Genomic DNA, 17,135 nt, shown 5'->3' with positions numbered 1-17,135 from the left:
AACTGCGATTTACAAAATAACTGAGAAACTTTATAATAGATTAAAAATTGAGGAAGGAAATGCAAGGTATGAAGTATTTTGAAAAGCAATTAGATAACAATGGCTCCTATGCTAAATTTTATCTTCAGGAGCCCAATCAAGAGATTGACTCGGACCGACTTTATCCAAGTTTAGTGATTTGCCCAGGAGGAGCCTATTTTTGGACCTCATTTCGTGAAGATGAGTCGGTTGCACTTCGTTTTCTAGCTGAGGGCTTTCATGTGATAGTGGTTCACTATGCAACAGAGGGATTAGAAAGAATGGCTTCAGATGATGTCGAACAACTTCCAGCGAATCCAGTTTCAGCCTTTCCTCAGCCTCTTGTTGCATTAGCTAAGGCGGTGGCTTATCTTAAAGAGAATGCTGTTTCCTTTCATGTTGATTTAAATTATGTCGTTGTCGGAGGCTTTTCGGCTGGTGGCCATGTAGCAAGTCAGCTAGGGACACATTGGCACAAGCCCTGGTTTCAAGAACTATTAGGAAAAGATATGGAACTATATAGGCCGACCCATCTCCTATTGGCGTACGCAGCCTATGCTCTTGATGCCGATACTGATTCTGGAAGCTTCGATAAGGTAACATTTGCAGCAACAGGTTGCACTCATCCTAGTCAAGAACTCATTGAAAAACTCAATACGATAGCAAATGTCAGTCCACATACACCTCCGAGTTTCGTATGGCATACGATGGAGGATAGTTTGGTACCAGCAAGCAATGCCTTAAAATACTGTCAGGCACTAGACGAAGTCAATGTATCTTACGAACTTCATATTTTTAACAAGGGGAAACACGGTCTTGTATTAGGAGATTTGAGAACAGGTATCAACGAAAGTAATCAAAACGCTCAAGTATATAAGTGGGTTGATTTGTTTTTAGAGTGGCTGGCCCCAATAAAGACAAATCGTTTCAGCTTCCATAAACCCCAAAAAGGGTAAAGATAAAAGCCAACACCATTTTCTGCAGTCAGGAATGGTGTTGGCTCTTACTCTCTAAAGTCGGCTCATTCTAAACAATTCCATTGTCAATTGTCCTCCTTTTCTTTATAATAGGAGTATCTGACAAATAAGAAAGGAAGCATGTGCCAGTCCATTTTTGGTACGCAAAAAGTAGTACAAGATGAAATACATTGTCAACAACAGCAACGACCCAGCCTATAATATTGCCCTCGAAGCCTATGCCTTCAAGGAATTGACCGACCTTGATGAGATTTTTATCCTCTGGATCAATGAGCCAGCCATCATCATCGGTAAGCACCAAAATGCCATCCAGGAAATTAACAAGGAATACACAGATGCCAACGGCATCCATGTGGTTCGTCGTCTGTCAGGCGGTGGCGCTGTCTATCACGACCTCAACAACCTCAACTATACCATCATTTCCAACAAGTCAGAAGAAGGGGCCTTTGATTTCAAGACCTTCTCTAAGCCTGTGATTGACACCTTGGCAACCCTGGGTGTGGAGGCCAACTTTACTGGCCGCAACGATCTGGAAATTGACGGCAAGAAAATCTGTGGCAATGCCCAAGCGTATGCTAAGGGCCGCATGATGCACCACGGCTGCCTGCTCTTTGATGTGGACATGTCTGTCTTGGCCAACGCCCTCAAGGTCAGCAAGGACAAGATTGAGTCCAAGGGTGTCAAGTCCGTCCGTGCCCGCGTGACCAACATCAACAATGAACTGCCTGAGAAGATGACCGTCCTTGAGTTCAAGGAAGCCATCCTCAACCAGATGAAGCAAGAATATCCAGACATGGACGAATATGTCCTGTCAGAAAGCGACTTGGCCCGCATCCAAGAAATCCGTGATAGCCAGTTTGCGACCTGGGACTGGACCTTCGGTGCCACCCCAGAATACACAGTAGAGCGCAGTGTCCGCTACCCAGCTGGTAAGATTACCTCCTACATCAAAACAGAAAAATCCGTCATCGAGTCCATCAAGATTTACGGAGACTTCTTCGGAATCGGTGATGTTTCAGACATTGAGGAGCTTCTCGTCGGCACCCGCTACGAGTATGTGGATGTCCTCGAAAAACTCAAAACCATCGACACCACACACTATTTCTCCCGCATGACCACAGAAGAAGTGGCCAAGGCCATTGTGGCCTAGATGAAATCATGAGTCTGGGCAAGACATCCATGATGGCTCCGCCCTCACCCACAGAATAATGAAAACGAACATAAAGCCCTCACTAGGTGTATAATCTTAGTGAGGGCTTTGTGGTTGACGAGTTAATGATGTTATTCATCGAGGGCAAAACTGATCCACTCTACTGACGAGCACCCCAAAATATGCGGCAGGCATGAGTATAAAAACACGACTACAATTCGGTAGATAAGCTCTCTAATTTTAAGAAGGAGGGAATTGTCATGGATGTTCTCTATCAATCTTGTGCAGGTATTGATGTCCATCAAGCCAATATTGTTGTCTGTATCCTACACGCTCCACTCACCTCAACTCGTCCAAATTGGGTAATGATAGTGTTTTTATTGATATTTGGTTTTTTCTCCTATTCTAATCATCAAAGCTCTGTTCAACTTGAAGCAGCATTTAAAAATGACGATAAGATTCAAATTCTCTATCACCTAATGGTTTCGGAGAGATATGCGAAAGTTATCCGCCAAGCTGGTTTTACGATTCCACCGGATAGCGCTATTCGATTTGATGGAGCTATTGATCCCTTGGAAATCGAAGGAGAGTTGCATTTAAAAATTCATCCACCAGATGAAGCCGATGAGGAACTTAGTATTTCATTTTCAGTGGAAAAGAACGATGCTATTATTGAAGCGTTTTTTGTCATAGATAGGCAACTGAATTTGCTCCGTAGCTATTATCAGATAATGGAACAAAATGAGAGGAAAAACTTAACACTTCAAGAATCAGAAGAAAAGCGTCTTTTGAGTATTGTCCAAAAAGAAATCAATAGTTTTTTGGACACGATGGAGGAGACTTTGTATAATCAGTGAGCTATGCTTGTTGAGATATCTATAAATATAGAAAAAAAGTGCTTTGTGATGGGCATTTTTTCTTTCCCCGATGCTTTCTTGATAGTTTATTCCAAATTCCGTGATAGGAAATATATATTTGTCAACGAGTAGTCAGGGTGGTAAGATTAGAACCATCTATTTTAGGTTCTAAGATGAGAAAGGAGAATCGCATGACAGCAAAACGAGACTTGGTGGAGAGAGCGTTTCGAGGTCAAGAAGTTGACCGTGTTCCAGTTGGCTTCTGGTACCATTTTACCCAACCAGAAGAATGGATGGAGGGGCTGGATTCACCTGAAATCTATCGGAAAAACCTAGAGGGGCATCGGCAGTTCCTGAAAGAGGTTCAGCCGGATTTGATTAAGTTGATGAGCGACGGCTTTTTCCGCTATCCCAATCCTCTGATCACTTCAGGAGCCAGTGCTCAGGACTTGGCCCGGCTAGAATCGATTGCAGCAGACCATCCATGGTTTCAACAACAAGTCCAGTTGGTTAAGGACATCAAGGCTAGCTTTGAAGAGGACATTCCTGCTTTTTACAATATTTTTGCCCCGGCTACCCATCTGAAATGGCAGTTGGCAAATGAAGTTTCTTCAGGTGATCACTTGCTAGCTCAGCTGTTGGAGGAAGCGCCTCAGGCAGTCAGCCATGCCTTAAACGTGATTGCTAGCGACTTAGCTAAGCTCGTCACAAAACTGGTGGAAGAGGCAGGAATTGATGGTATCTATCTCAGTGTCCAAAGCCTGCAAGATACAAGTGTTAGCCCCGAAACCTACCACACCTATCTTGCTCCGTCTGAGGTCAGCTTGCTGGAGACAGTCAACCACCTTCACAAACAAAGCATCCTCCATATCTGTGGCTATGAAGGAGCGAAAAATAACTTGTTCCTCTTTACAGATTATCCGGCACAAGTGATTAACTGGGCAGTTGGAGCAGAAGGAGTCGGTCTGGCAGAAGGGCGACAGTTGTTCGGCGGAAAAACAGTTCTAGGTGGTTTTGACAATACCAAGAATGGTCTGCTCTATAAGGGAAGTCAAGCAGATATTGAAACTGAAACCAAACGTTTGATTGAACAAGCAGGCAGACAGGGGCTCATTTTAGGAGCTGACTGTACCCTTCCTAGTGATATTTCGCCACAACGTATTCACTGGGTTCGCCAAGCAGCAAGTAAATAAGGAGATGAAAATGAAAAAGAAAGTTATTTGGATCGGTGGTCTTGTCCTCGTCTTGGTTCTTGTGACCGTTCTAGTTCGCTATTTTTCTGGGAACAATTCAACAAGTACAGCCAGTCAGAAGGAGGAAGTCACTACCTTGCGGGTTGCCCATACACAATCCTATGCACCATATGATTTTATCAATGAGCAGGGAGAGTCAGATGGCTATGAGGTTCAGGTTTTAAAAGCCATTGACGAGAAGTTGGAGCAGTACCAGTTTGAATTTATCGGAACTAGCGACGAAGACTTATTGGTCGGTTTGGAATCTGGCAAATACGACATCGGGGTCAAGGGAGCTTGGTACACTGCGGAGCGGGCTGAAAAATTCCTGATACCAGAAACAGCAATTGGCGCTAGCATAATCGGTTTTACCGTCCGCACAGCCGATGCTGCAACCTACAAAACGATTGATGATTTTGCAACAGCGGGTGCAAAACTGGTGCCGATTTCTCCGCAAAATGCCCAGTACAATGTCATCCAAGCCTACAATGAAGAACATCCAGACAGTCCGATTGCATTGACCGCGGCGGAAACCTTCACGGTAGCAGATGCTTACGCTTGGGTGCTGGAAGGCCGCTACGATGGGTATTTTGATATTAAATTATCTTTTGAAAAAGCTGTACTTGCCGAGGATGGAGCCTACCATCAATATGCCGAAGAATTGAGCTGGTTCCCTTATCGTGGGATTGAAACCTACCCGCTCATTCACCGCAACCAGCAAAATGAAGAGCTGGTCGCAGCCTACGAAACAGCCATCAAAGAACTGGAAGAGGAAGGGGTTCTAGCCAAACTATCAGAAACCTATTTCGGAGAGAATGTTTTTGACTATGTAACAGATTAGCAAGGAGGGCCTGATGGTCAGTTTTAACGTTGAAAAAGTGTTGCTCTTTCTGCCGGAGCTACTGTCTGCCCTACCAACCACCTTGTTTATCATGCTGATGACAAGTGTGTTTGGTTCCCTTCTGGGCGGCTTGCTGACGTGGGCGCAATTGGCAGGGGGACAGACGGCTCGAAACGTGGCCAAGTTCTATATCTTTGTATTGAGATGTACGCCTCCTATAGTCTTACTGTTTATGGTTTTCTATGGTTTACCAGTATTTTTAGAATGGTGGCTCGGTTTGGACATCAATGCCTGGTCGCGGGCAATTTTCGTTCTTATCAGTCTGATTCTTTTATTTGGCGCCATGCTGGCAGAAGTATTTAAATCCGCCTTTCTAGCGCTGCCTATCGGTCAATTGGAGGCAGGCTTAAGCATCGGACTGACCCCGGTTCAGACAGTTTGGCGTATTTTGCTGCCGCAAGCCTTTCGGATTGCCTTACCAAATATGACGACGGCCCTGCTGAATGTCATGAAGGACGCAGCGTTGGCCTACACCATCGGTCTAGTGGATGTGATGGGAGCGGCCAACTTAATCATCGGTCGCAATACAGGGAATTATTCCCTAGAAACCTACACTGCGGTCGCCTTGATTTATTGGGGAATTGCGCTTGTGATTTCATTTGGTTCACAGAGGCTGGAAAGCATGTTATCAAAAGGAAGCTAGGAGGTAGTATGGACTTAAACTATATCTGGGAAACATTCTTATTGACCCTGGGCGGAGTGCCAGTGACTCTGCTTATCATGCTTGCCGCCCTCCTTTTAAGCTTTGTTCCGGCTCTTTTACTGGCTCTGGGGCAAATTCATCAGGTTAAAGGAGTTCAGTTGTTTTCCACAATTTACCTTGCCTTTATTCGGGCTACCCCTCCTATTGTTTTGATTTTGTTCTTTTATAGCCTACTGCCCAGCCTGCTCAACCTTGCCTTTCAGGGCTTAGGATGGACAGTGGATGTCTTTGCAATCCATCCCATCTGGTATGCTTTTGCCATCTTTAGCCTGATGACAACAGGAACCCTTTCTGAAATTATCCGCTCTGCCCTTTTAACGGTCGACAAGGGGCAGTTGGAGGCGGCACTGAGTATCGGCTTGACGAGAAGAAAGGCATATGTGCGGATTATCTTTCCCCAAGCCTTGAGGTCTGCCCTTCCCAATCTCTGTAACCTCGTCATTAACTTGGTGAAGGGGACATCCTTGGTTTTTGTCATGACAATCAAAGACATCACGGCCATTGCCCGCATTCAGGCAGCATACGGTTATCAATACTTTGAATCGTACGCAGTCATTTTTGTGGTCTACTTACTCTTATGCGGTTTTATTCAATGGGGTTTTAACCGATTGGAAAAACGCATGAGTCCAGTTTGATATGAGAGAGGAGAAGAGATGATAGCCTTAGATGGTATTGAGAAAAAATTTAGTGAAAAACAGGTGCTAGACGGTGTATCCCTCCGTGTAGAGAAGGGAGATGTTGTGGTGATTTTAGGCCCATCGGGGTCAGGGAAAACGACCTTTTTACGCTGCATCAATCAACTGGAAAAACCAGATCAAGGCAGGCTAACCTTAGATGAGGTTCACTACGATCTTGCTAATCTTTCTGCCAAGGATCGCCTGACTATTCGTCAAAAAACAGCCTTTGTATTTCAAAATTACAGTCTTTTTGCCAACAAGACAGCCCTTGAAAATATCCTAGAAGGTCTCGTTGTTGCCCGTAAAATTCCAAAGGCCAAAGCCATTCCGATAGCCGAAGCTGCCTTAGAACGAGTGGGGTTGGCAGAACATGCTGCCAAGTACCCTCACCAACTATCGGGCGGTCAACAGCAACGGGTTGGTATCGCCCGTGCGATTGCCGTTAAGCCAGAAGTTATCCTGTTTGATGAGCCGACATCAGCCTTGGATCCGGAGCTGATTGGAGAAGTGTTGAGCTTGATGAAGTCTTTGGCTCAGGAAGGGATTACAATGATTGTCGTCACTCATGAAATGGGCTTTGCCCGCGATGTCGCCAACCATGTCATTTTCATGGATGGAGGAAAGATTGTTGAAGAAGGTCATCCTAAGGACTTTTTCACTCAGCCAAAGGAAGAACGCACCAGACAATTTCTAGCAAGGATTCTACCTGAACTCAGCTTGGAATATGTTTTGTAGGTAAAGGCAGTGGACGTTGACCGTTTGCTGTCTTTTAGACTGTTTTGAAGTCTTATAGTTGTAAACTATAACAAAGCCCCAAGAAAACCTATTTGAAAGCCGACCGGTTTTCTGATATGATGGATTGGTATTATCTTTGAAGGAGTAGCTATGTCCAATAACTTACTTGTTTTACAGTCAGACTTCGGGCTGGTTGACGGGGCGGTTTCTGCCATGATTGGCGTGGCCTTGCAAGAGTCTAGGGAGTTGGTGGTTCACAATCTCACGCATGACATCACCCCTTATAACATCTTTGAAGGCTCTTATCGTCTGTTTCAAACCGTTGAGTACTGGCCGGAAGGTACTACATTTGTATCTGTCGTTGATCCAGGAGTTGGTTCTAAGCGCAAGAGTGTTGTAGCGTTGACAGAAAAAAATCAGTATATTGTAACACCAGACAACGGGACCTTGTCCTTTATCAAGCAGTATGTCGGTATCAAGGCGGTGCGTGAAATTTCAGAAGTCGCCAACCGCAGAGCCAATACCGAGCATTCCTATACCTTCCACGGTCGAGATGTATATGCCTACACAGGTGCCAAACTAGCTTCTGGACATATCAGTTTTGAAGAAGTTGGACCAGAGCTTAGCGTGGAGAAGATTGTTGAAATTCCAACCGTTCCAACCGAAGTTGGTTCTGATTTTGTCAAAGGAGCTATTGATATTCTGGATGTGCGTTTCGGCTCGCTCTGGACCTCGATTACGCGCGAGGAATTTTATAGCCTCGATCCTCATTTTGAAGAGCGCTTCGAGGTGACCATCTACAACAACGATATGCTGGTTTACCAAAACCAAGTTACTTACGGCAAGTCCTTTGCGGATGTCCGCATCGGTCAGCCCCTAATCTATATCAACTCCCTCTATCGTGTAGGAGTTGCCATCAACCAAGGCTCGTTTGCCAAGGCCTACAATGTCGGTGTCGGACAAAACTGGCACATCGAAATCAAAAAAATTGCCAACTAGGCAGCTAAGGAGATTCAAATGAAAAATAATTCTATCAAAACTGTTGTCGCAACCGGTATCGGTGCAGCCCTTTTCTTCGTCATCGGCTACATGATCAATATTCCTACATTTGTAGCCAATACTTCTATCCAATTGCAGTACGGTGTTCAAGCACTGTTGTCTGTTATTTTTGGTCCAATTGTTGGCTTCCTGATTGGTTTTATCGGGCATTTCCTCAAGGACTCAGTGCAGTATGGCCCATGGTGGTCATGGATTTTGGCCTCAGGTATTTTTGGTCTGATTGTTGGTTTTGTCAAGAACCGACTACACGTTCAGGAAGGAGTATTTACCAAAAAGGATATGATTCTCTTCAACGGCGTGCAGATTGCGGCCAACGTGTTAGCTTGGGGTGTTATTGCGCCAGTCCTAGATATTTTTATTTACAGCGAGCCTGCTAACAAGGTCTTTACACAAGGCTTGGTTGCAGGAATTGCCAACGCAGTAACGGTTGCGATTGCAGGAACCATCCTCTTGGCTGTCTACGCGAAAAATCAAACACAAAGCAACAGCTTGTCGAAAGATTAAAAAGAAACTCGGGCCTCGGCTCGGGTTTTATTTTCAGTCAAATCATTTCCCAAAACTTTTCTAAAAAGATAGAATAAGATGATATTAAAATTATCTAAAAATTTTTATAGAATGAGAGAAATCATGTCAAACGATATTCGCGTCTTGCTTTACTATAAATATGTTCCCATCGAAAACGCCAAGGAATATGCTGCTGAGCACCTGGCCTTCTGTAAATCCATCGGACTCAAGGGCCGCATCCTGATTGCTGATGAAGGCATCAACGGTACCGTTTCCGGTGACTACGAAACCACGCAAAAATACATGGACTACGTTCATGCCAATCCGCTCTTCAGTGACCTCTGGTTCAAGATAGATGAAGAGAATCAAAACGCCTTTAAGAAGATGTTTGTCCGCTACAAGAAAGAAATTGTTCACCTAGGTCTTGAAGACAACGACTTTGACAGCGACATCGACCCGCTAGTGACAACAGGTACCTACCTGTCACCAAAAGAGTTCAAAGAAGCCCTTTTGGATGAAGACACAGTGGTTCTTGACACCCGCAACGACTACGAGTATGATCTGGGTCACTTCCGCGGGGCTATCCGCCCAGACATCCGCAACTTCCGTGAGCTGCCGCAGTGGGTCCGTGACAACAAGGAAAAGTTCATGGACAAGCGCGTGGTGGTCTACTGTACCGGTGGTGTCCGCTGTGAGAAATTCTCAGGCTGGATGGTGCGTGAAGGCTACAAGGATGTCGGCCAGCTTCATGGCGGTATCGCGACTTATGGAAAAGACCCAGAGGTCCGTGGCGAACTCTGGGATGGTAAGATGTATGTCTTTGACGAGCGAATCGCAGTTGATGTCAACCATGTTGACCCTGTTGTCGTAGGGAAAGACTGGTTTGACGGGACGCCTTGTGAGCGCTATGTCAACTGTGGCAACCCCTTCTGTAACCGCCGCATCCTGACCTCAGAAGAAAATGAAGCCAAATATGTCCGCGGCTGTTCAACAGAATGCCGTGCCCACGAACGCAACCGTTACATCACTGAAAACGGTTTGACCCGTCAAGAATGGACAGAGCGCCTAGAAGCAATTGGGGAAACCTTGCCGGTTTTGGTATAAAATAGAATAGATTATCACGTTCCTACTATGATATAATGACATAGTAGGAACTTTTTTAGTAGCAAAAACAGATGAAAGGAAGAAATGAATGAACAAAGAAGTTGTGCTGAGTAAGATAAAAGAAGTATTTCCAGAAGCCAAGCAGCATGAAACGAAAGGCTATACCGCTTTCCGTGTTAGAAATATGAAAGGGGTAGACCAAAACTTTGTTCAGGTACAGAAGAGTCGAGGCGGTATAACTATATCGGTTCTATCTAGGTTCTTATCGGAGGAAGACAAGCAATATTTTAAAATCGCCCCCAAAACGAATGGCTGGCCAATAGATGCCGACTACATCATAGAAACTGAAGAAAAACTCCCAGTTGCCTTATCCATGATAGGGAAGTCCTATGAAGGGGTTAGAAGAGGGGGCATAACCCTAGCAGAGCTTAATGAGCTAGAGTTTAGAAGCTGGGTCGAAAAAACGAAGAAGGAGAAAGGGAAAACAGGTTGGATAGCTGTTGACTCTAAAATTTCTTGGCTAAAGGGCGAATTTTTCCAAGACGAGACCCTTCGGATTACTCCGATAAAGGATTTGTTGCTTGAGATTGAGTCCTTAACGGAAGAGGAAAAGGAACTTATCCAAAGCTTTCCTGAAAATTTATTTTCCCTCCCTGATTCAGATTTTCTAGTCGTCCATAAACAGATTATGGAAATGTGTAAGAAATATAAAGAAGAACTCAGTAAAGTAGTAGCTAGAAGAAATTTACAGAATACAAAGAGAGCAGACTTTGCAAACTTTAAATACACAAATTTTGCCTCGGAGTATGTGCAGTTTCTCAAGGAAAAAGGACAACATCAGATAAAAACAAGTTTGAGCAACAAATTACTTTCTTCCCACAACATCATCCTCCGCGGTGCGCCAGGGACTGGGAAAACCTATTTAGCTAAACAGATTGCAAGAGAATTGACAGATGGAAATGAAGAACAAATCGGTTTTGTTCAATTTCATCCATCCTATGATTACACGGATTTTGTGGAAGGGTTGCGGCCTGTAAAAGATGATTCTGGTGATATTAAATTTGAAATCAAAGCTGGAATATTTAAAACTTTTTGCGAAAAAGCTAAGCAGGCCTCTCAAACGGGTGGTCGAGATAATTTTGATTCGGCTTGGAAAACTTTCTTTGAAGCCGTGAGCGAGGTAGATGAAGACGATTCCTACGTAATTTCTTCTTTACGCGGGAAAAGTATGCACCTTCAAGCTTATGAAAGAGGAGGAATGACAGGAGTCACAGAAAAAGACTCATCCAGTAACTTTTATAATAAAGCTCAATGCTACAATCTGTATAAAGGAAAACCAGGTGTTCCACAAGGTGGATTTGATAATTATAGAAGAGCGATTCTTAATCATTTGAAAGAAAAATTTGGTCTAGAAGACTTTATACCACCAACTGAAACCACCTCTGACAAAAAATTCGTCTTCATCATCGACGAAATCAATCGTGGGGAGATTTCTAAAATATTTGGAGAGCTCTTTTTCTCTATTGACCCAGGCTATCGTGGGGAAGATGGGGCAGTTTCTACTCAATACGCTAATATGCACCAAGAGGAGGAGAAGTTTTATATTCCTGAAAATGCCTATATTATCGGAACCATGAACGACATTGACCGCTCTGTTGATAGTTTTGATTTTGCCATGCGCAGACGCTTTCGGTTTGTTGAGATAAAAGCGGCCGATAGTATGGTGATGTGGGAAAGGGACAAAAACTTCGACAATGACCAAATTCCTGAAGCTAGGACACGCCTGACAAACTTAAATCAAGCCATTGAAAATACCCCAGAATTAAATAGCAACTACCATATCGGGCCGTCCTATTTTTTGAAATTGCCTGAACTTGACTATGATTATGAGATTCTCTGGCAAGATTACTTACAGCCCCTTTTGGAAGAATACCTACGGGGAACTTTTGAGGAGGAACAACGTCTGAGGGAATTAAAAGCGGCCTATGACAGATTAGAGGAAGAAACTCATGTGGATGAGGGATAATCAGCAGGACATTTCAAAGGCAGATTTTCAGGCTAAATACCCAGAATTAGCGGAACACTTGCTGGACAAAAGTCTGGATTATCTAACCAAGAAGCACCAACTCTTCCTTTTTCCAAATGATTTGAAGGATATTCCTGATTTGGATTGGTCAGGAAAAATCTTTGAAACGGTGAATGATAAGGTCAGAACGCGGAATATTGTTGGTTTTATGGGTTTCAAGGGGGAAAGCTTGCGGATTCATTCTCGTTTTGCCCAGAATGATGAGGAAGATTATTTCCTGCATTATATGTTGCAGAAGGTTCTTCATCTCAATCTAACCAACTTAGATACTTCGCTTTCGACGGACCAGTAGTTTTATCAACTCCTGCTATATCTTTTTCCCAAATACCTTCAGGCCGCCTTGCGAAAAGGACTTTACAAGGAGTATCAGCGTTTTCACTACCACGATTCCAATGTCAAGGGAACTCTGGATGTGGCTCGGCATATCAAATATAGTACGCCCTTTGTCGGGAAAATCGCCTACACAACTAGGGAATTTTCCTATGAAAATGACCTTATGCAGCTGATTCGGCACACTATTGAATGGATAAAAGTCAGTCAGAAAAATAGCCAGCAAATCTTAAACCCCAATCAGGAAACTAGGAAAAATATTGACTCTATCGTACAGGTGACGCCTTCCTATGACTTGTCTGATAGAAGAAAAATCATCTTTAAAAATCGCCAGTCGCCTGTTCGACATGCTTATTTCCATGAGTATGCTGCCTTACAAAGGCTCTGCCTCCTGATTTTGAAGGGCCAAGAACAGAATTTCGGATCTGGCAGTGAGCAAATTCACGGGATGCTTTTTGATGTGGCCTGGCTCTGGGAGGAGTATTTGGCAACGCTCTTGGGAAGTCAGTTTCTCCATCCGCGCAATAAAGACAGAAGCGGTGGCTATTCGCTCTTTAACAAGGGGAATGGGCTCATCTATCCAGACTTTCTTTCCTTCTCACCAATGCCCATTGTAGCGGATGCCAAGTACAAACCATTTGGAAATATCAAGGGAACAGACTATCTGCAGCTGGTTGCCTACATGTATCGGTTTGATGCCAAACTAGGATTTTACCTTTTCCCAAATGCAATAACTGAACAGCATAGCCAGCAATTTGAACTCTTGCAAGGGAAAAAACAAAAGCGGGAAGACAAGATTATTGTTGAAAAGCTAGGTTTGACCATTCCGCAACAAATGACCAGTTTTGACGCCTTTGTCCTTGCAATGCAGGCAAATGAAGCCCAATTCCTTGAAAGAATCCAGCTTGAAATGTGAAATAAGAAGAAAAAGGAGGCCCTCCTTGCTGTCTTGAGAAGAAGAGGAGTAAAAGGCGCCTCCCTATCAGTCTCAAAAGCCAATCCCGCTTATTTTCTCTACCATAAACTTGGTTTTCGTACCCTTCGTGAAAACCAGGAGGACTTTGTCATGGTTTTGGATTTTTCCAGAAAATAGGAAAAAAACAGATAGTTTGCTTTCTGTCATCTTGCTTTGACTTTTCAAAGAGCTTATAATAGTGGTGAAAACATGAAATGGAGCAGGAAATGCAGTTCTTGAAAATCATCAAAGCCTTGCCCCTGATTCTGATTGCAGGGGCCTTTATTTTTTTGTCTATCTATATTTGCTTGGACAATGGGGCCTTTATTTTTTTGTCTATCTATATTTGCTTGGACAATGGGGCCTTTATTTTTTTGTCTATCTATATTTGCTTGGACAATGGGGCCTGGGCCTATTTGGCAGCCCGCCTGATGGGCCTTGAGGAAAAGTATGCCAGCAATATGGAGTGGCTTGTCATTGCAGTTCAATCACTCATTTTTACCTCTGACTGGTTTTATGGTCGGATAAGGGCCTTTCTTAACAGGCGTTTGGAAAAATCAAGCGGCCTCAATCACCAAATCTATTTAGGCTACAAGGTGGGTATTGAGTGCCTGATGGCCTTGCCAAAGCGAACCATCCTATTTGCCTTTTACCTCTTGCTCATCATCGCAGAAAATCTCGGCCTGATTGCCAGTGCCAAGGATTACACAGCTGTTATTGTCTTTATCATTGCCGTGGACCGGGTGACCAAGATTTGGCCAGAGGAAAAAGGACGCTTTAGGGAATTTAGCCAGAAAATCAGAAGGCGTTTTAAGAGTGTGAATACTTAGGGCTGGGATTTTTCTCAGCTTTTTTAGCAAGTTATTTGCATACATACAGAATGTATGCTAAAATAAAGAAAACACATACAGGATGTATGTATTGAGGAGGAAGAAGATGTTAAAAAGTCTATACCCTGTTATCATGACTCAGAATGTGGCTGATTTACAGGCCTTTTTCATAGATTATTTTGGTTTTGAAGAGACCTTTGTATCGGATTGGTATGTCAGCCTGCGCTTGAAAGAGCATGAAATCGCCTTTCTGGCTTCAGACCATGAAACCATTCCGCAGGGGTTTAGGCAGGCTGCCCAAGGCATTTTGGTCAATGTTGAAGTGGAGGATATCACTGACATTCATGAGAGAATCCAGCAAGACAGGCCGGATTCCATTGTGTTAAGTTTGCGGGATGAGGAGTTTGGCCAGCGTCATTTTATCGTGGCTATGGATGGTCTGCTGGTTGATGTGATTCAAGAAATTGAGCCATCTGACAGTTTCAAGGAGCATTTTCAGGAGGCTTTTTACCATGAATAAGAAAATGGAAGCCAGTCAAGCGACCATTGGTCAGCTGATAGCGGTGTCCAGAACCTTGTTTGCCCAAAAAGGCTACAATCAGACGTCTCTGGAAGAAATTGTGGACCAAATTGGCATGACCAGAGGGGCCCTCTACCATCACTATAAAAACAAAAAAGATTTGTTCAGGGCTGTTCTCCTGCAGATCCAGGAAGAAATCGGCCAAAAGGTAGCAGAGGAAGCAGACAAAACAGACGACTTGTGGGAACAGTTGCTTATCGGCTCTGTGACCTTTGTTAAAGAGGCCTGCAAGTCTGATATCAAGCAGATTCTGCTGCTTGATGGCCCCAGTGTCATCGGTTGGCAGGATTGGCGTGAAATGGATGAAGCCAATTCCCAGTACCATTTGCAGCAGCAGATTGAGCTTTTACAAGAAAAGGAAATCTTGCGAAGCTATGACTGCCGGGCCATGACGGCACTTATTTCCGGCGGGCTAAATGAACTGGCCCTTTATTTGGCGGAGCAGGAAGCTGTCGGTTTAGATTTGGACGACCTGATCAGAAGGCAATTAGAAGGGTTCAAAAAGCATGGCTAAAAAATTAAAAGATTATTATGATGAGGCCTTTTTGGATGACTTGATTGGGAAAATTGCCTCAGCCTATCCAGACTTTGATAAGGTAGTCTTTAAAAAGACGGTCATGGGTCAGCTGGAAAGTCTGGACTTCAGTCCTAGGCAGATCTTGATTGCGGAGGCACTTAAGGCTCATATTCCTCTGTCCTATCGGGAAAGTTTGGGCATTTTTGAGCAGATTTTAGGTCCAGAGTTGGAGACCAGTGTCGGCATGTTTACGGAAGGTTACTGGCTTTGGCCCATTGGTAAATATGTGGAACTTTACGGGCTGGATGATTTTGAAGCCAGCACGGCCTTTCTCAAGGAACTGACCAAGCGGCATACAGGTGAATTTGGGATGAGGCAGCTCCTGCTGCGCTATCCTGAAAAAACGGTGGCCCTAGTCAAGATTTGGTGTCAAGATGAGGACAATAAGGTGAGGCGTTTGGCCTGCGAGTGCCTGAGAATTGCCCTGCCTTGGGCAAAAAAGACGACCATTGCACTGGACTATTTTGAAGATTATGTCTGGATTCTGACCAGCCTCAAGGATGATGAGGACAAATCCATCCAAAAAAGTGTCGCCAACAATCTCAATGACCTGTCAAAAGTAGACATGGACAAATTCAAGGATATTATTGATTCCTGGACAAAAAACAAGGTCGTCAGTCCAGCCTGCCAGTGGATTATCAGGCATGGGTCCAGAAGCATTCGAAAAAAGCAGAGCCAGGCATAATATGGTAAAATGGGAAAAAGGAGCATTCCATGTCTATTGAAATTCGCAAGGAAAGGTCAGCTGAGTACCGAGAGGTTGAAAATCTGGTAGTGAAGCTGAAAGATTAAAAGCTGCAGTCAAAAAAGCTGAGTTGGAGAGAAGAAACTCTCGAAGACTTTGATCAAAACTTTCCGCCCAGCAGAAAGAAAAGCGGCCAGGACAGTTGGAGTAGGGGATGAAACGAAGGGAGGTGACCCTGTGCAGAAAAAGATGGAAGAAGTGGCTGTCTACATCCAGCAGCATATCCATGATGGGCTCAGTTTGGAAGACTTGGCCAGGCAGTTTCATTACAGCCCCTATCACCTGTCGCGGACCTTTAAGAAGGAGATGGGCTATTCCATTAAGGAGTACATGGAAGCCCTAAAAATCAAGGGCAGTATTGAGCATCTGGTTTTGAACCCTCAGAAAATCACAGACACCGCCCTAGATCACGGTTACTCCAGTCCGACCACATTTTCAGCAACCTTTAAGCGCCATACAGGCTTGGCCCCAAAAAAGTTTATCAGAGAATCTACCCTGTCCTATCGAATTTTGCAGGCTTTTTTGACCCAAAAAGAGGTACTGGTTCACCGTGAAAAACAAGTTGTGACCAATAATCGCTTGTCTGTTAAACTGATTTACCCAGATGATTATCAGCCCCATATCAGCTGTGTCGGCCTGTTCAAGTCTCGCATTCCCAAGGAAAATCCGATTGTTGGGGCAGCCATGAGCCGAGTCTTGACCTGCGTTTTTGACAATGTTCCAAACGGCAGCTACTATCTGCTGACTTGCGAACTCTTGGAGAACTTGTCCTTCAAACAGACCTATGTCCTGGATGAAAATTTTCGTCAGGGTCCAGACCATATGCTCCACTTTTCTGGCGATACCCAGCTTCATTTTGAACTGAACATGCGCCGCCCCATCGCAAGTGACCCACCCATCACCATGAATGTACCGCGTTTGGTAAAGCAGAGCTTGATGGACAAATTAAACTCTCCATTTGGAAAAACTCGTGAGAACTAGCCTCTTCAAGGCTGGTTTTTTGCCTCTAAAAACCGCAATTGAAGATAGGATTTTCTGGAATAATCATGCTAAACTGGAATTAGCAGAAAGGATGAAGGGTTATTGTGACCGACTTCATCATCGTCAATAGGCTC

The 17,135-nt window shown here is 44.1% G+C and carries 16 protein-coding genes and 2 pseudogenes; all 18 read left to right on the top strand.

Annotated elements, in window-relative coordinates; genetic code table 11:
• The first annotated feature begins 68 nt into the window (after positions 1–68).
• The 18 genes and pseudogenes from INT76_RS04635 to INT76_RS04550 all read left to right on the top strand — a co-directional run bounded on the left by INT76_RS04635 (position 69) and on the right by INT76_RS04550 (position 17,001).
• On the top strand, positions 69–974 hold the full coding sequence (locus tag INT76_RS04635; protein ID WP_212572671.1) for an alpha/beta hydrolase: 906 nt from the start codon (positions 69–71) through the stop codon (positions 972–974).
• Positions 975–1,155: 181 nt separating this feature from the next.
• Complete coding sequence (lplA, locus tag INT76_RS04630) at positions 1,156–2,145, top strand: lipoate--protein ligase (protein ID WP_212572669.1); 990 nt, start codon at positions 1,156–1,158, stop codon at positions 2,143–2,145.
• Positions 2,146–2,405: 260 nt separating this feature from the next.
• Positions 2,406–2,522: pseudogene (locus tag INT76_RS11235) on the top strand (IS110 family RNA-guided transposase); the annotation flags it as partial.
• Positions 2,523–3,193: 671 nt separating this feature from the next.
• Positions 3,194–4,195 (top strand): uroporphyrinogen decarboxylase family protein, encoded by a 1,002-nt coding sequence (locus tag INT76_RS04620; RefSeq protein WP_212572667.1) that lies wholly within the window; start codon positions 3,194–3,196, stop codon positions 4,193–4,195.
• 10 nt (positions 4,196–4,205) lie between these two features.
• Positions 4,206–5,075: a transporter substrate-binding domain-containing protein gene (locus INT76_RS04615; protein ID WP_212572665.1), complete on the top strand. Its 870-nt coding sequence runs from the start codon at positions 4,206–4,208 to the stop codon at positions 5,073–5,075.
• Between the two features lie 13 nt (positions 5,076–5,088).
• Positions 5,089–5,778, top strand: a complete 690-nt coding sequence (locus INT76_RS04610) for an amino acid ABC transporter permease (protein WP_212572663.1) — start codon at positions 5,089–5,091, stop codon at positions 5,776–5,778.
• 8 nt (positions 5,779–5,786) lie between these two features.
• Complete coding sequence (locus INT76_RS04605) at positions 5,787–6,473, top strand: amino acid ABC transporter permease (protein ID WP_212572660.1); 687 nt, start codon at positions 5,787–5,789, stop codon at positions 6,471–6,473.
• Positions 6,474–6,491: 18 nt separating this feature from the next.
• Positions 6,492–7,250, top strand: coding sequence for an amino acid ABC transporter ATP-binding protein (locus INT76_RS04600; protein WP_212572658.1), 759 nt, complete (start codon positions 6,492–6,494; stop codon positions 7,248–7,250).
• 150 nt (positions 7,251–7,400) lie between these two features.
• Complete coding sequence (locus INT76_RS04595; protein WP_212572656.1) at positions 7,401–8,249, top strand: SAM hydrolase/SAM-dependent halogenase family protein; 849 nt, start codon at positions 7,401–7,403, stop codon at positions 8,247–8,249.
• Between the two features lie 18 nt (positions 8,250–8,267).
• Positions 8,268–8,813 (top strand): ECF-type riboflavin transporter substrate-binding protein, encoded by a 546-nt coding sequence (locus INT76_RS04590; RefSeq protein WP_212572654.1) that lies wholly within the window; start codon positions 8,268–8,270, stop codon positions 8,811–8,813.
• Between the two features lie 123 nt (positions 8,814–8,936).
• Positions 8,937–9,917, top strand: a complete 981-nt coding sequence (gene trhO / locus INT76_RS04585) for an oxygen-dependent tRNA uridine(34) hydroxylase TrhO (protein WP_212572652.1) — start codon at positions 8,937–8,939, stop codon at positions 9,915–9,917.
• An 88-nt stretch (positions 9,918–10,005) separates the two neighbouring features.
• Positions 10,006–11,943, top strand: coding sequence for an AAA family ATPase (locus INT76_RS04580; protein ID WP_249116186.1), 1,938 nt, complete (start codon positions 10,006–10,008; stop codon positions 11,941–11,943).
• Positions 11,927–13,249 (top strand): annotated as a pseudogene (locus INT76_RS04575) (5-methylcytosine restriction system specificity protein McrC). Before INT76_RS04580 ends, INT76_RS04575 begins: the two are co-directional and overlap by 17 nt.
• Positions 13,250–13,515: 266 nt before the next feature.
• Positions 13,516–14,118, top strand: coding sequence for a hypothetical protein (locus INT76_RS04570; RefSeq protein WP_249116185.1), 603 nt, complete (start codon positions 13,516–13,518; stop codon positions 14,116–14,118).
• Between the two features lie 106 nt (positions 14,119–14,224).
• On the top strand, positions 14,225–14,638 hold the full coding sequence (locus INT76_RS04565) for a VOC family protein (protein ID WP_212572650.1): 414 nt from the start codon (positions 14,225–14,227) through the stop codon (positions 14,636–14,638).
• Positions 14,631–15,212: a TetR/AcrR family transcriptional regulator gene (locus tag INT76_RS04560; RefSeq protein ID WP_212572648.1), complete on the top strand. Its 582-nt coding sequence runs from the start codon at positions 14,631–14,633 to the stop codon at positions 15,210–15,212. The genes INT76_RS04565 and INT76_RS04560 overlap by 8 nt, the downstream gene beginning before the upstream one ends.
• The gene (locus tag INT76_RS04555) at positions 15,205–15,960 is read left to right on the top strand and encodes a DNA alkylation repair protein (protein WP_212572646.1); all 756 of its coding nucleotides are present in this window, start codon (positions 15,205–15,207) and stop codon (positions 15,958–15,960) included. Before INT76_RS04560 ends, INT76_RS04555 begins: the two co-directional genes overlap by 8 nt.
• 249 nt (positions 15,961–16,209) lie before the next feature.
• Positions 16,210–17,001, top strand: a complete 792-nt coding sequence (locus INT76_RS04550) for a helix-turn-helix transcriptional regulator (RefSeq protein WP_212573020.1) — start codon at positions 16,210–16,212, stop codon at positions 16,999–17,001.
• Positions 17,002–17,135: the final 134 nt, after the last annotated feature.

The sequence above is a fragment of the Streptococcus oriscaviae genome (assembly GCF_018137985.1).
Lineage (GTDB): Bacteria > Bacillota > Bacilli > Lactobacillales > Streptococcaceae > Streptococcus > Streptococcus oriscaviae.
Note: the sequence above shows the minus strand (reverse complement) of the source record. Positions and strands in the feature narration are given on the sequence as shown.

Excerpts from the sequence above, each read along its gene's own strand:
- INT76_RS04615 (WP_212572665.1), top strand. The coding sequence starts at position 4,206 with ATGAAAAAGAAAGTTATTTGGATCGGTGGTCTTGTCCTCGTCTTGGTT.
- trhO (WP_212572652.1), top strand. The coding sequence starts at position 8,937 with ATGTCAAACGATATTCGCGTCTTGCTTTACTATAAATATGTTCCCATC.
- INT76_RS04610 (WP_212572663.1), top strand. The coding sequence starts at position 5,089 with ATGGTCAGTTTTAACGTTGAAAAAGTGTTGCTCTTTCTGCCGGAGCTA.
- INT76_RS04595 (WP_212572656.1), top strand. The coding sequence starts at position 7,401 with ATGTCCAATAACTTACTTGTTTTACAGTCAGACTTCGGGCTGGTTGAC.
- lplA (WP_212572669.1), top strand. The coding sequence starts at position 1,156 with ATGAAATACATTGTCAACAACAGCAACGACCCAGCCTATAATATTGCC.
- INT76_RS04600 (WP_212572658.1), top strand. The coding sequence starts at position 6,492 with ATGATAGCCTTAGATGGTATTGAGAAAAAATTTAGTGAAAAACAGGTG.
- INT76_RS04620 (WP_212572667.1), top strand. The coding sequence starts at position 3,194 with ATGACAGCAAAACGAGACTTGGTGGAGAGAGCGTTTCGAGGTCAAGAA.
- INT76_RS04590 (WP_212572654.1), top strand. The coding sequence starts at position 8,268 with ATGAAAAATAATTCTATCAAAACTGTTGTCGCAACCGGTATCGGTGCA.
- INT76_RS04565 (WP_212572650.1), top strand. The coding sequence starts at position 14,225 with ATGTTAAAAAGTCTATACCCTGTTATCATGACTCAGAATGTGGCTGAT.
- INT76_RS04605 (WP_212572660.1), top strand. The coding sequence starts at position 5,787 with ATGGACTTAAACTATATCTGGGAAACATTCTTATTGACCCTGGGCGGA.
- INT76_RS04580 (WP_249116186.1), top strand. The coding sequence starts at position 10,006 with ATGAACAAAGAAGTTGTGCTGAGTAAGATAAAAGAAGTATTTCCAGAA.
- INT76_RS04550 (WP_212573020.1), top strand. The coding sequence starts at position 16,210 with ATGGAAGAAGTGGCTGTCTACATCCAGCAGCATATCCATGATGGGCTC.
- INT76_RS04635 (WP_212572671.1), top strand. The coding sequence starts at position 69 with ATGAAGTATTTTGAAAAGCAATTAGATAACAATGGCTCCTATGCTAAA.
- INT76_RS04555 (WP_212572646.1), top strand. The coding sequence starts at position 15,205 with ATGGCTAAAAAATTAAAAGATTATTATGATGAGGCCTTTTTGGATGAC.
- INT76_RS04560 (WP_212572648.1), top strand. The coding sequence starts at position 14,631 with ATGAATAAGAAAATGGAAGCCAGTCAAGCGACCATTGGTCAGCTGATA.
- INT76_RS04570 (WP_249116185.1), top strand. The coding sequence starts at position 13,516 with ATGCAGTTCTTGAAAATCATCAAAGCCTTGCCCCTGATTCTGATTGCA.